Raw genomic sequence first — 13,573 nt, forward strand, 5'->3', positions numbered from 1 at the left:
GGTTGCCGCCGCCACCCCGGCGCCGGCGCCGGTCGTCGACGTCGACCCGACCAGCGTGGTGGGGGCGCTGGCCGGGGCCTCCTTCGGCGGGGAGGTCCGTCGCTTGGCCGAGCTGCGCGCCGTCGAGCTCGTCGGGTTCGCCGACCTGCGGTGCGCCGAGGACTACGTCACGATCGTCGACGCGGTCTGGCAGGCCGAGCGTCGGGTGACCAACCGGACCGAGCTGTCGGAGGCCGTCGCCCGGCACCTCTACAAGCTGACGGCCTACAAGGACGAGTACGAAGTCGCCCGGCTGCTCACCCGCCCTCGAGCAGCCGAGCTCGCGCAGGCTGCCGTGCCGGGTGGCACCGACCTCACCTTCCAGCTCCATCCGCCGATGCTGCGCGCTCTCGGGATGGGCAAGAAGATCGGACTCACCGGCTCGACCCAGGCCGTCCTCAAGGCCCTGGTGCCCATGAAGAAGCTCCGCGGCACGGCGCTCGACCCCTTCGGTCGCGCCCACGTGCGCAAGGTCGAGCGGGAGCTGCTGCGGCACTACCGCGTGACGTTGCACGACCTCGTCAGTGGGCTGACCGCGGAGAACTACGACCGGGCCGCCGCCTTCGCCGCGCTGCCGGACGTCGTGCGCGGGTACGAGGACGTCAAGCTTCGCAACGTCGAGCGGTATGCCGCGCAGGTCGCCGCGCTCGGCCTGCGGGCTCCGGACCTTCCGTGAGGACGTGCTCCCGTCAGGAGGCGTTGATCCCGCGTGGCGCGAGTGGCCGGGTGGCTGACGTCGTGCTCGGTGCGCTGGTCCGCGACGGAGCGGTGCTGCTGGCGCGGAGGAGCCCGCTCAAACGGCACCACCCCGACATCTGGGACCTGCCCGGCGGGACGGTCGAGACGGGGGAGAGCGAGCTGCACGCCCTGGCACGAGAGCTCCGGGAGGAGCTCGGCGTGGACATCGAGCCCGGCTCGGCCACGCATCTCTACCGGGTCGCCACGGGGGCCGGGGGCCAGCGGACGGAGCTCAGCGCCTGGCTCGTCAGGGAGTGGAGCGGGACTCCCAGCAACCTCACTGTCGACGAGCACGTGGCGCCATCGGCTGGTTCGACACGAGACCTGCCCGAGCCCGCGCACCCACTGATGCGGCCGGCCCTCGAGGCTGCGCTCGAGCGCTTGCTGCGCTGACCCGGCCTGCGCGGCATACCTGGCCCGACCGCAAACTGAGACGGGATGCCCACATCACGAGACGTCGTCCTAGTCTCGGAGCATGGCCGACACTGCTGACAAGACCTCCCTCGACATCGCCGTCATCGGCGGCGACGGCATCGGACCGGAGGTGGTCGCCGAGGGCCTGAAGGTCCTCGAAGCGGCTGCTGGAGACGTCAAGATGAGCACGACTGAGTACGACCTCGGCGCGGCGCGCTGGCACCGCACCGGTGAGACCCTCCCGGCGAGCGTCGTCGAGGAGCTCAAGGGCCACGACGGCATCTTGCTCGGTGCCATCGGCGACCCGACCGTACCGAGCGGCGTGCTCGAGCGCGGGGTGCTGCTGCCGCTGCGTTTCGCCATGGACCACTACGTCAACCTGCGCCCGGCCAAGCTCTACCCGGGTGTCGCGAGCCCGCTCGACGTCGCGCGCGTCGCCCCGAACGGCATCGACTTCGTCGTCGTCCGCGAGGGCACCGAGGGCCCCTACGTCGGCAACGGTGGCGCCCTGCGCGTCGACACCCCGCACGAGATCGCGACCGAGGTCAGCGTCAACACCCGTTATGGCGTGGAGCGGGTCGTGCGCGATGCCTTCGCCCGTGCCCAGGTGCGCCCGCGCAAGCACCTGACCCTTGTGCACAAGCACAACGTGCTCGTCCACGCCGGGCACCTGTGGCGGCGCACCGTCGAGGCCGTGGGTGCGGAGTTCCCGGACGTCGAGGTGGCCTACCAGCACGTCGACGCCGCGACGATCTTCATGGCGACCGACCCGGGCCGCTTCGACGTCATCGTCACCGACAACCTCTTCGGCGACATCATCACGGACATCGCGGCGGCCATCGCCGGCGGCATCGGCCTGGCCGCGTCCGGCAACATCAACCCCAGCGGCGAGAACCCGTCGATGTTCGAGCCGGTCCACGGCAGCGCGCCCGACATCGCCGGCCAGGGCAAGGCCGACCCGACCGCCGCGATCCTCTCGGTCTCGATGCTGCTCGCTCACCTCGGCCGCGACGAGGCGGCGGCCCGCATCGACGCCGCCGTCGCCGCTGACTTGGCCGAGCGGGGGAGCGGCGCGCGCTCGACGAGCCAGGTCGGCGACGCGATCACCGCCCGCCTCTGACGGAGGCTGTGGTCGCTGCGTCCCTGGCCGATGAGTCGAACCCTGCGTGAGGGTTTGCGCCGGTCACGGCCATCGAGCGCTGCCGGTCGACCTCGGGACAAGGCTGAGCGGCACGTCCCACGTGGGACGTGCCGGGTCAGGGTCGAGGTCGATCCGGCCACGCGTGGATGCTGCCTCGATCGTGGACACCGTCTCCGATGCTGGCGCAGGGCTCGTTGTCGCTGGCGAGACCACACGGATCACGCCGGAAGGTCACGGTCTTCACCCCTTGGGGGCCGTTCCTGATGGTCGCGGTGACGGCCGCGTCGTGGATCAGTCGGTGGTGGTGGCCGCACAGGGGGACGGCGCGGTCGAGATTCGTGTGACCTCCACGGCTCCATGGATCCTCGTGGTGCAGCTCGGACCACGCATAGGGGCGATCACATCCGACGGCGGCGCACTCGTCATACAGCGCGGCGAGGGCGGTGCGCTGGGCCTCGCTGTAGAAGCGTTCCTGGCGCCCGAGGTCCAAGGGAACCGATGCGCCGCCGAGGACGACGGGCAGAAGGCCCGCGTTGCACGCCAGCCGCCGCGCCTCGGACGTGGAGTGTTGGTGGCCGGTGTCGCAGGTCGCTGCGCCCACGCTGGGCCCGAACGCAACTGCCCGTCCGGTGGCGGTCTCCACCGCTCCGCTGAGCTCGGCCGTGGCTGCGGCACCCATGACCTGCTCAACCGTCATTGACACGACGACCGTCGAGGCGACCTTGCCGGTGAGCTGGTCGGTGGGCAGGTGCTCGAGCAGCTCGACGAGGGCTCGCCCGCGCTTCTGCCGCCAGTCCAGTGCGTCCCAGTCTGGATTGCGGCTCGGCCCCTGCTCAGCGGTGGCAGCGAAGAGCCCCGCAGCAACCGACCCATCCGCGACGTCACCCGCCGGCTGCTGGCCGTCGGCGAGCGTCGCCTCGGCGGTGGAGTTGAGGTGGTTGCGGCGAGGTGAGGTCATCGACTGGACGACCTTGCGCAGCACGTGGGCGGCGCCCGTGGGCACGACGAATTCGCCCTTCGTCGTCCCGTCGGGCCGGTCGAACATGCTGAGGTAGGACGCGGCATACGCCCGCCGTTCCTGGTCGACCAGCTGGTCCTCTTGGTGCTGGGAGACCTCTGCCGCGCTGCGCTCTGCGGCGCCGATCGCGACCAGGCCCGCCTTGCGGAGACGACCGGGCGGCAGGCGCTTGGCGTCGCGCACCATCGCCTGCTCGACCTTGACGCGCTCGGGCTCGGAGAGAGTCTCGGGCAGCTTGGCCATCGTGTCCGCGACGATGCCCGCGTTGGTCCGGGAGACCTCGCCGGCGCCGAAGGCCGCCTTGGTCGCCGGCAGGTTCTCATCGAGGGCGGTGGCGAGGGCCACGTCGCAAGACGCGCCACCCCCACTCGCGTTGGTCAGGGTCGCCACCCAGGCCGAGGTCGAGGCTGCCCCGCTGCGACGCCGCACCTCCTGGCGGTCGGCCTTGGCGACGAGCGCCAGCTTGGTGGCCTCCATGCGTCGTATGACACGGTCCAGTTCCTGCACGTCGGCGCCCGAGACGGTCTGGGACTCGTCGGCGACCTCGAAGGCGAGCCGATCGACCCCACGGTCAAGCCACGCCAAACGCCTGCGCACCTGACCGGCCGCGGCCGGCAGGGTGCCGGCGCGGTGGTCGAGGTGGGCGACGCTGCTCATGCCTTCATCATACTCGAACATATGTTCGAGTCAAGCGATGTGCAGGTTGACGTTTGGGAGAGAGCTGACGTGGGCGTGTCGTGGTGGATCGTGAAGGATTGGTCGCGTGACCACGCTCGCTGACGCCGTGCTTCCGCTGATTCGCACGCGGGCCGACCTCTACCGCTGGTCGCTGGCGAACGCTCACGGCCGCGAGATGCACGAGGCTGTCGACATCCTCGAAGCCGCACTTCCGACGACCGACCCGGTCGAGGCTCATCGGGTGACCGAGCGCGCCCTGACGAGCGCGCTCAAGGTCATCGCTCGGGCAGACGACTCGAGCGGCATCATCGGTGACGCCTGTCGCCGACTCCTCGCGCTGCACCCGGTCACGGCGGCCGCGGCACGAATGCCGGTCGGCAAGCTCGTCGACTGGATGATGGCCTTCCAGTTCGACGGCATCGTCGACTACTTCGAGCTCGACGTCGTCGACTACGCCCCGGCCCTCGGCGACATCGGTCTTCGGACCTACCGGCTAAGGCTGGATGCGTATGCCGCGGGGCTGGGTCCGCGGCCCAGCCGAGCCGATTTCTGGAGCTCGAAACACGCCGGAGAGTGGTTCACGCTGGACTGGAACGCCAAGCGGTTTGCGGTCCTGGCCAGGGATGTGGACGCCATCATCGCCACGCACGCTGGGGAGGGGGACCGGGCGGCGTGGCTGGAGGATGCGGCATACGCGCTGGACGAGATCGGCGAGAGGGAGCTGGCTCGCGAGTGGGCCTGCAAGGCAGCGCATTTCGATCGGGGTCACCAGTCGCAGAAGGCTGCGGGCTACTGGTGCAAGCTGCTTGAGAGAGACCGCCCGGATGAGCTCCTGTCGGCGCGCCAGTGGGTCTTCGAGCAGTGGCCCTCGGCGTCGACTGCGGCGGATCTTCACCGCGCGGCGAAGGCCGAATGGCCGGCTCTTCAAGCACAGGTGCTCGCCGTCCTTGCGACGCGGCCCGACCAGGCCGTCAGCCTCGCCCTTCACACGCTCAAGGACCCTGCGCTGGCTTGGCGACTCGCTCACGAGCTGGACCTGTCCTCGGATCCGACGTGGAGCGAGCTCGCCAAGGCCTACGAGCGAGTCGATCCTCTGGCCGTGCTCCCAGTCCATGCTCGGCTGGTCGAGAACGAACTGGTCACTGCAGGAGCCGAGCACTATCGCCGGGCAGCGCGGCGACTGGCCAAGATGCGCACCCTCGCTGCCGGATCGGCTCACGCCACCGAGGTCGACGCCCTCATCGCCGACCTGCGGCGCACACACTACCGCCGTCCACGGCTGCAGCAGGAGTTCGACCGCGCGCACCTGCCGTGACCCAGCGCCGGCATTCGAATTCCTTCTGGCTGCCCGAAGGCTAGAATTCTGTACACAACGACGATTCCGCTCGAAGAGGCTCGAGCCAACCTCTCGCGCCTGATCGACGAGGCCGTGCGCACTCATGAGCGAACCGAGATCACCCGCAACGGGACCCGAGCAGCTGTCCTGCTCGGTGCTGACGACTATGACTCGATGCTGGAGACGCTCGAATCCTCAGTGACGCCACGCTGGTCGCCGAGCTCCAGCGCTCCCTCAACGAGCTTGCTGCAGGTGATGTCCTGACCACCGACGACGTGCTCGCCGACCTGCCCGCAGGACGTCGCCCCGCGAAGCACGATGCAGGGGCTGGAAGTCCAACACTGGCCCGTCGGCCACTGAGCAGTGGTCAGGCGCGGTAGGCGTCGCGGCTGTGCCGGAGGGAAACGACGTGGATGTGGACTAGCTCGTCATCGATCCGATAGATGACTCGGAAGTCACCCCGTCGCGCCGAGTGGAGCCCAGCGAAGGGTGCCCTCAACGCCTTACCGACTCGTTGCGGATTCTCGGCGAGCGCTCCGAGGACGAACTCCAGGCAAGCGGCGGCCACCGACTCCGGAACATCCCGCGCCAGCGCTCGTTGGGCAGCCCTGGACCACGTGACGGAGTGGCTCACCCCGACCGCCCTGACGGAGCCGAAAAGAGCGCCCCACCGGCAGCCGACCTGGCTGAGATTGATCGCCTCGAGCTCGAGCTTGAGCAGGCCCGTTCCGAGGCGCGCGTGATGCGCGCTGAACGCGACGCCGCCCAGACGATCGCTGACGAGCGCCAACGCATTATTGCGCTGCTCGAAGCACCCAGGAACATCCCGTCAGCCGCCGAAAACGCGCACCCTGAATAGCCCCAAAGCAAGCCCGCAGCGGAGCCGCCAACAACACCGAAACGCTCACGTTGGGCGCGCGCTGCGGAACGTTGGTTGTTCTGAAACGGCATCCCTCATCCGAGCCAAATCCGGCTGCCGCGACCGGGTCGCGGCCGGGGTGGTGCCGTTCGCTCAGAACGGCAGCGGCCCGTGGTCGATGGGGACGATGAGGATGCCGACGATGGCGCTCGTCTCGTCGAAGGCGACGCGGCCGACCAGCTCGCCTACCTCGCAGCGCAGCACGGTGGCGCCGATGACAGTGCCGATGACGCGCTCGTCAGCGTCGAGCGGGGTGCCGTCGTGCAGCTCGACGTGGGTGCCCTCGAAGCCTTCCAACTCGCCCACCATGCCGAGCGCGACGACCCAGGTGTCACCGATCAACTGCGGCGTCAACTGCTCGCGCACCCGGGGGTTAAGGCGGGCCTGGAGTTCGTCGTGCGAGCCGTCCGCGATGAGGCGGAACGTTGCCTCGGTCGCCTCTATCAGGCCCGTGATTGTGCGAGTGGTCATGGGGTCTCCGTTTCGTGGGTCGGCGGGGCGCCCGAACCGCTTGAAGGCGGCCTGACGTGACATTCCGAGCAGGGTGCCGATCTCGTTCCACGAGCGGCCCTGAGCGCGAGCGGCGTGGACGGCGTCCTCGAGCCTCGCCCGTGCGAGGTCGACCGCCTGTTTCGCCTGAATGATTTCGTCCACGACTCCATGTAAACCGATGGTTGACACATGTGTCAACCATCGGTTTACATGCCTTTGCCGCAAAGGAACCGGGGCCGCCCCAAAGGCGTGGATCCTGCGCTGGCGGCTTGGTCCGTCAAGCGTTCGAGGCGCAGATGGGTGGCGACTGACGCGTCCACTGCAGGCCATCCGCCGCGCGTCTGGCGCCGTCGATACCGGCCCAGCACCGGCACCCGGCCGCCGGCCCATAGGATAACCGCGGCCATCGTGAGCCAGGCCGACGGGATAATGTGAGCAATCAGCCCACAAGGCTCGCCACCCCTTCTCCAACGCCGCAGGAAGGTCGCCACCATGGCCCTGTCGTTCGCCGCCACCTCGAACCCCAGCCCCGTGTCGCCCGAGCGTCGCGCCGAGATCCTCGCCGCGCCGGGCTTCGGCCAGTTCATGACCGACCACATGATCCGGGCGACCTGGACCGACGGCGAAGGCGAGGGCTGGCACTCAGGCGAGCTCACGGCATACGGCAACATCTCCATCTCCCCGGCCGCGTCGGTGCTGCACTACGCCCCGGAGATCTTCGAGGGCCTCAAGGCCTACCGCCACGAGGACGGCTCGGTCTGGACCTTCCGCCCTGACAAGAACGCCGAGCGCCTCCAGGCCAGCGCGCGCCGGATGGTCCTCCCGGAGCTGCCGACCGAGGACTTCCTCGAGTCCTTGCGCGTCCTCGTCGAGGCCGACCAGGCGTGGGTGCCCGCCTACGGCGACGGCGAGAAGAGCCTCTACCTGCGCCCCTTCATGTTCGGCAGCCAGGCCTTCATCGGGCTCAAGCCGGTCAACGAGGCGACCTACATGGTCATCGCCTCGCCGGCGGCCTCGATCTTCAAGGGCGGCCCGAAGCCGATCACCCTCTGGGTCGCCGAGCAGTATGCCCGCGCCGGCGCCGGCGGCACGGGGGCGGCCAAGTGCGGTGGCAACTACGCCAGCGCCCTGCGCGGCCAGCTCGAAGGTGCCGAAAACGGTTGCGACCAGGCCGTTTTCCTCGACTCCTCGACCCACACGTACGTCGACGAGCTCGGCGGCATGAATGTCTTCTTCGTCACCAAGGACGGCAAGCTCGTCACCCCCGAGCTGACCGGAACGATCCTCCCGGGCATCACGCGCATGTCGATCCTCGAGCTCGCCAAGGAGTTCGACCTCACGCCCGAGGAGCGCAAGGTCGAGATCCAGGAGTGGAAGGACGGCGTCGCGAGCGGCGACATCCTCGAGGTCTTCGCGTGCGGCACCGCGGCCATCGTCACCCCGATCGGTGGGCTGAAGTGGCAGGGCGGCGAGGCCCCCCCCACCGCCGGCGAGCACGGCGGCGAGGTCACCCGCGGGATCCGCGAGCGGCTTCTCTCCCTCCAGCAGGGCCGGACCGAGGACTCCTACGGCTGGATGCATCGCCTCGTCTGAGAGGCACAGCACGGCCGCGAGAAACGCCCTCCAGCACCGGCGACACGAAAATGGTTCTGGTCTGAACCATTGACGTACCCACCCGCGCGGGTGTTTGCTCACCCCACCTGACGACCTCGTCCCGTGGGAGAGCGTGCCATGCCCGAATCGACCGATCACCCGCACCTGACCGACGACGAGAAGCATCTCGCCTCGCTCGGTTACAAGCAGGAACTGGAACGCTCCTGGTCCGGGTTCAGCAACTTCGCGATCAGCTTCTCGATCATCTCCATCCTCGCCGGCTGCTTCACGACCTTCGGCCAGGGCTTCAACAATGGTGGCCCGATCGCCATCTCGTGGGGCTGGCCGATCATCTCGGCCTTCATCCTGCTCATCGGTTTCACGATGAGCGAGCTCGTGTCCGCCTACCCGACCTCCGGCGGCATCTACTGGTGGGCGGCCAAGATGGGTGGCCCCGCCGCCGGCTTCTTCACCGGCTGGCTCAACCTGATCGGCCTCATCGCGGTCACCGCGTCCGTCGCCTATGGGTGCGCGACCTTCATCGACCTCACGCTGAGCACGTGGTCGACCTCCTTCGCCGACAGTTACTCGCTGACCCGGGTCTTCCTCATCTTCGTCGTCCTGCTCGCCCTGGCCGCCGTCCTCAACATCTTCAGCGGCCACCTGATGGCGATCATGAACAACATCTCGGTCTGGTGGCACGTGGCCGGCGCAGCCGTCATCATCCTCATGCTGATCTTCCTGCCCGACCAGCACCAGAGCTTCAGCTATGTCTTCGGCGAGCGATTCAACAACTCCGGGTATGCCGAGGGGTCCACCTCGTCGGTCACCTACTGGCTGCTCGTGCTCCCCTTCGGTCTGCTCCTGACGCAGTACACGATCACCGGCTTCGACGCCTCGGCCCACCTCTCGGAGGAGACCGCGTCGGCGAGCAAGGCTGCGGCCAAGGGCATCTGGCAGTCGATCTTCTACTCGGCCATCGGTGGCTGGATCCTCTTGCTGTGCTTCCTCTTTGCCGTCCCCAATGGCGCGGATGGGAAGCCGGACAATGCGGGTGTCGGCGGTGGTGGCGTCGCCTACATCTTCACGCACGCCATGGACAACAAGTGGGCTGTCGTCATCCTCGCGATCTCGGCCATCGGCCAGTTCTTCTGCACGACGGCCTGCATGACGAGCGCGTCGCGGATGACCTTCGCTTTCAGCCGGGACGGCGCGATCCCCGGCTCACGCCTGTGGCAGCGACTCACCGCCAACAAGGTGCCGGGTCTGGCCGTGCTCCTCGTGGCCGTGACGAGCGCGATCATCACCCTGCCGGCCCTCAAGCAGGTCAACATCGGCACCGAGGCGGAGCCGCTCATCGTCCCGGTCGCCTTCTATGCCGTCGTCTCGGTCGCGGTCATCGGCCTCTACCTCGCCTTCCTCATCCCGATCTGGCTGCGGTGGCGGATGGGGGATGCCTTCGTCCCGGGTTCATGGAACAACGGCGCCAAGTACAAGTGGATGAACCTCATCGCCGTCATTGAGATCGCCATCATCTCGATCTACTTCATCCTTCCCTTCGTCCCGGCCGGAGTGCCCTTCAGCCAGGACTTCGACTGGAAGTTCGTCAACTACGCGCCGATCCTCACCATCGGCTCGCTGATCATCCTGGCCATCTGGTGGCAGGCCTCGGCGAAGAAGTGGTTCAAGGGTCCCAAGGTCACGATCGACCAGGCTGTCGTCGACGCCTTCTCGGACTGAGCCCTCGATGGAGCTCGAGCCACTGCTCGACTCCCTCGCGGTGCTCGCGGGGCAGGAGCGTGAGGTCACGCTCCTGCCCGGCGGGCTCACCAACGCGAACTACCGGGTGACGACGGCGACCCGCGATGTCGTCGTCCGGGTGGCGTCCGCGAGCAGTGGGTTGCTCTCGATCGACCGCGACCAAGAGGTCCACAACAGCCGGGCCGCGGCCAAGGCCGGCGTGGCACCCGAGGTGGTCGAGCACCGGCCCGGGCTCCTCGTCGTCCAGTTCGTCCCCGACGCCCTGACCTACGGCGACTCCGACCTGGCCGCCAACCTCGCCGGGGTTGCCGACGTCGTCCGCCGCCTTCACGAGGGACCTGCCTTCGCCGGTCGTTTCGACATGTTCGACATCCAGCGCGAGTACTTGGCGATCATGCACACCCACCGATTTCGTATGCCGCGGGGCTACCTCGCGCTCGCGCCTGCGGCCGAGCGCATGGAGGCTGCGCTCCGGGTCCACCCCGAGCCCCGCGTGCCCTGCCACAACGACCTGCTCGCGGCGAACTTCCTGCAGGACGCGCAGCGACTGTGGATTGTGGACTATGAGTACAGCGGGATGAACGAGGCGTCCTTCGAGCTCGGCAACATCGTCCAGGAGGCGCACCTGACCCCCGAACACCTGGCCGAGTTGGTGACCGCCTACGTCGGGCACGAGGACCCGGTCCGCACCGCACGTGCGGCCCTGTGGGGGATCGCGAGCGCGTGGGCATGGACGCTGTGGGGCACCATTCAGGCGGGCGCCTCCGACCTCGACTTCGACTTCTGGGAGTGGGCGATGGACAAGATGGACCGGGCCGCGCAGGCCTTCGCCGAGCCCGGCTTCGACGAACTTCTGGACACGGTCGGATCCCCCCGATGACAGTCCTGCCCGATCGCACCCTGCCCGATCGCACCCTGCCTGATCGCACCCTGCCCGACCGGGCCCGCGTGGTCATCATCGGCGGCGGAGTCATCGGCACGTCGGTCGCCTACCACCTGGCTCACCTCGGCTGGACCGATGTCGTTCTGCTCGAGCAGGGCACCCTCTCCTGCGGCACGACCTGGCACGCGGCGGGCCTGGTCGGCCAGCTGCGTGCCTCCGAGGCAGGCACGCGCCTCGTGCAGTACTCCACCGACCTCTACGCCCGGCTCGAGGAGGAGACCGGGCTGTCGACGGGGTATCGGGTCTGCGGGGGAGTGACGGTGGCCCGCACGCCGGATCGGATGGTGGCGCTGCGGCGCACGGTGGCGAGCGCCGCCGCCTACGGCTTGGAGTGCGAGCTCCTCACGGCCGCGGAGATCAAGGAGCGCTATCCCCTCATCCGCGACGACGACCTCGTCGGGGCGATCTGGTTGCCCGGCGACGGGCGCGCCAACCCGGCCGATCTCACCCAGGCGCTCGCCAAAGGTGCGCGGGCCGGGGGAGTCCGCATCCTCGAGCGCGTGCGCGTTACCGACGTCCTGGTCAACGAGGGGCCGGGGCGGCGACGCGCCCGGGCCGTGCGCACGGACCACGGGGACATCGAGGCGGAGATCGTCGTCAACTGCGCAGGTCAATGGGCCAACGCCGTCGGCGCGATGGCCGGCGTCAACGTCCCCCTTCATTCGGCTGAGCACTTCTATGTCGTCACCGACCAGATCGAGGGCGTCCATCGCGACCTGCCGATCCTGCGCGACCCGGACGGCTGGACCTACGTCAAGGAGGAGGTCGGCGGCCTGCTTGTCGGCGGCTTCGAGCCGGAGGCCAAACCATGGGTCGCGCCGGATGCCATCCCGTATCCCTTCGAGTTCCAACTGCTCGACGAGGACTGGGAGCACTTCGAGGTGCTCATGGACTCCGCAGTGCATCGGCTGCCGGTGCTGGCGCACACCGGAATTCGTAAGTTCTACAACGGGCCGGAGAGTTTCACCCCGGACAACCAGTTCATCATCGGCGAGGCGCCCGAATGTGACGCCTTCTTCGTTGCAGCGGGCTTCAACTCCGTGGGCATCGCCTCTGCCGGAGGTGCGGGCAAAGCGCTGGCCGAGTGGATCGTGGCCGGTGAGCCGCAGCAAGACCTCATCGGTCAGGACATCCGCCGCTTCTCGCCGATTCAGGGCAACCCGACCTGGTTGCGCGAGCGCGTCGTTGAGGTGCTCGGCCTGCACTACGCCGTGCCCTGGCCCAACCGCGAGTTCGAATCCGGTCGGCCACAGCGGATCTCGCCAGTCCACGACCGTCTTGTCGAGCAGGGAGCGATCCTCGGCAGCCGGAACGGGTGGGAACGCGCCAACGTCTTCGCACTCTCCGGCACCTCCCGCGAGTTGACCTACTCGTGGGGCCGGCCGGTCTGGGTCGACTGGTGTGCCGCAGAGCAGGTCGCCTGCCGCTCCTCCGTCGCCATCTTTGACCAGACGTCCTTCTCCAAATACCTCGTGACCGGGCTCGGCGCCGCCGCGGCGCTCAACATGGTCTGCAGCGCCGACGTCGATGTCCCCACCGGTGGCACCGTCTACACGGCGATGCTCAACGCGCGCGGCACCTACGAGGCCGACGTCACGGTCACCCGCACCGGGGCCGACGAGTTCCTCGTGCTCTCGTCGGCGGCGACGACCGTGCGCGATGTCGACTGGTTGCGGCGTCACCTGCCGGGCTCGCCGGCGCCTACGGTCGTCGACGTCACCGGTGCGTATGCCGTGTTCGGCGTCATGGGACCGCGCTCGGCCGAGTTGCTCGGTCGCCTCGGTGGGCCGAGCGTCTTCGACGCTTCGTCGTTTCCGTTCGGCACCAGCCGCGAACTCCCGCTGGGCCGTGCGACGGTCCGGGCCACGCGCCTGACCTATGTCGGCGAACTCGGCTGGGAACTGCTCGTGCCCACCGAGCAGGCGGCCGGGCTCTACGACGACCTCTTCGCGGTCGGGGCCGACCTCTTGGTCCTTCCCGCCGGCTACTACGCCATCGAGGCGATGCGCCTGGAGAAGGGCTACCGGGCCTTCGGGCGCGAACTCACCACCGACATCAACCCGGTCGAGGCCGGTCTGACCTTCGCGTGCAAACTCGCGACCGAATGGGATTTCATCGGGCGCGCGACCGTCGAGTCGGCCAAGGCCGCCGGGCCACGACGGCGGGTGGTGTCCTTCACCGTGGGGGACCCCGCGGCATACCTGTGGGGTGGGGAGTTGGTGCTGCGCGGCGGTGAGCCCGTGGGGCAGGTGACCAGTGCTGCCTGGGGGGCGGCGGTCGGCTGCAGCGTCGGGTTGGCGCTCGTCGGCCCGCGCGACGGCGGGCCCGCTGCCCCAGCGTGGCTGCGCGACGGTGACTGGAGCGTCGACCTGGCCGGCACACGTCTGCCGATCAGGGTGACCCTCAGGGCGCCCTTCGACCCCGCCGGTGAGCGTCTGCGTCGCGGGGATCTCTAATGGTCCGATCAAGAACCATTGACGCGGCTGCCCGCGCAGTATTGG

12 protein-coding genes are annotated in these 13,573 nt (G+C 68.8%); 9 read left to right on the plus strand and 3 right to left on the minus strand.

Features of this window, described 5'->3' with window-relative positions; all coding sequences use genetic code 11:
* From BN10_RS06625 to BN10_RS06635, 3 genes are all read left to right on the plus strand, one after another.
* On the plus strand, positions 1-715 hold a 715-nt coding region (locus BN10_RS06625), incomplete at its 5' end, for a DUF6537 domain-containing protein (RefSeq protein WP_040751018.1).
* 50 nt (positions 716-765) lie between these two features.
* Positions 766-1,170, plus strand: coding sequence for an NUDIX domain-containing protein (locus tag BN10_RS06630; protein ID WP_040752796.1), 405 nt, complete (start codon positions 766-768; stop codon positions 1,168-1,170).
* Positions 1,171-1,252: 82 nt separating this feature from the next.
* Complete coding sequence (locus BN10_RS06635) at positions 1,253-2,311, plus strand: 3-isopropylmalate dehydrogenase (RefSeq protein WP_010850435.1); 1,059 nt, start codon at positions 1,253-1,255, stop codon at positions 2,309-2,311.
* A gap of 136 nt (positions 2,312-2,447) precedes the next feature.
* Here BN10_RS06635 and BN10_RS06640 read toward each other — a convergent pair whose 3' ends face one another.
* Positions 2,448-4,007, minus strand: coding sequence for an HNH endonuclease signature motif containing protein (locus BN10_RS06640; RefSeq protein ID WP_198014021.1), 1,560 nt, complete (start codon positions 4,005-4,007; stop codon positions 2,448-2,450).
* A gap of 106 nt (positions 4,008-4,113) precedes the next feature.
* Between BN10_RS06640 and BN10_RS06645 the strand changes: the two genes are divergently transcribed.
* Positions 4,114-5,343 (plus strand): DUF6880 family protein, encoded by a 1,230-nt coding sequence (locus tag BN10_RS06645; protein WP_010850437.1) that lies wholly within the window; start codon positions 4,114-4,116, stop codon positions 5,341-5,343.
* Between the two features lie 114 nt (positions 5,344-5,457).
* Complete coding sequence (locus BN10_RS18255) at positions 5,458-5,628, plus strand: type II toxin-antitoxin system prevent-host-death family antitoxin (RefSeq protein WP_010850438.1); 171 nt, start codon at positions 5,458-5,460, stop codon at positions 5,626-5,628.
* A 103-nt stretch (positions 5,629-5,731) separates the two neighbouring features.
* Here BN10_RS18255 and BN10_RS17965 read toward each other — a convergent pair whose 3' ends face one another.
* Positions 5,732-6,154 (minus strand): type II toxin-antitoxin system RelE family toxin, encoded by a 423-nt coding sequence (locus BN10_RS17965; protein ID WP_010850439.1) that lies wholly within the window; start codon positions 6,152-6,154, stop codon positions 5,732-5,734.
* 222 nt (positions 6,155-6,376) lie between these two features.
* A complete protein-coding gene (locus BN10_RS06655; RefSeq protein ID WP_233354277.1) occupies positions 6,377-6,754 on the minus strand; it encodes a DUF3887 domain-containing protein in 378 nt (125 codons plus the stop codon).
* A gap of 513 nt (positions 6,755-7,267) precedes the next feature.
* On the opposite strand from BN10_RS06655, the gene BN10_RS06660 reads away from it, so the two are divergent.
* From BN10_RS06660 to BN10_RS06675, 4 genes are all read left to right on the plus strand, one after another.
* Positions 7,268-8,368, plus strand: coding sequence for a branched-chain amino acid aminotransferase (locus BN10_RS06660; RefSeq protein ID WP_010850442.1), 1,101 nt, complete (start codon positions 7,268-7,270; stop codon positions 8,366-8,368).
* Between the two features lie 138 nt (positions 8,369-8,506).
* On the plus strand, positions 8,507-10,108 hold the full coding sequence (locus BN10_RS06665; RefSeq protein ID WP_010850443.1) for an amino acid permease: 1,602 nt from the start codon (positions 8,507-8,509) through the stop codon (positions 10,106-10,108).
* 7 nt (positions 10,109-10,115) lie between these two features.
* Positions 10,116-11,009, plus strand: coding sequence for a choline kinase family protein (locus tag BN10_RS06670; RefSeq protein ID WP_010850444.1), 894 nt, complete (start codon positions 10,116-10,118; stop codon positions 11,007-11,009).
* Positions 11,006-13,528, plus strand: a complete 2,523-nt coding sequence (locus BN10_RS06675; protein ID WP_010850445.1) for a GcvT family protein — start codon at positions 11,006-11,008, stop codon at positions 13,526-13,528. Before BN10_RS06670 ends, BN10_RS06675 begins: the two co-directional genes overlap by 4 nt.
* Positions 13,529-13,573 lie beyond the last annotated feature (45 nt).

This window comes from Phycicoccus elongatus Lp2, from assembly GCF_000367525.1.
GTDB lineage: Bacteria > Actinomycetota > Actinomycetes > Actinomycetales > Dermatophilaceae > Phycicoccus_A > Phycicoccus_A elongatus.

Coding starts and splice junctions, on each gene's coding strand:
- BN10_RS06635 (WP_010850435.1), top strand. CDS start 1,253: ATGGCCGACACTGCTGACAAGACCTCCCTCGACATCGCCGTCATCGGC.
- BN10_RS06640 (WP_198014021.1), bottom strand. CDS start 4,007: ATGAGCAGCGTCGCCCACCTCGACCACCGCGCCGGCACCCTGCCGGCC.
- BN10_RS06655 (WP_233354277.1), bottom strand. CDS start 6,754: ATGACCACTCGCACAATCACGGGCCTGATAGAGGCGACCGAGGCAACG.
- BN10_RS06660 (WP_010850442.1), top strand. CDS start 7,268: ATGGCCCTGTCGTTCGCCGCCACCTCGAACCCCAGCCCCGTGTCGCCC.
- BN10_RS06665 (WP_010850443.1), top strand. CDS start 8,507: ATGCCCGAATCGACCGATCACCCGCACCTGACCGACGACGAGAAGCAT.
- BN10_RS06670 (WP_010850444.1), top strand. CDS start 10,116: ATGGAGCTCGAGCCACTGCTCGACTCCCTCGCGGTGCTCGCGGGGCAG.
- BN10_RS06675 (WP_010850445.1), top strand. CDS start 11,006: ATGACAGTCCTGCCCGATCGCACCCTGCCCGATCGCACCCTGCCTGAT.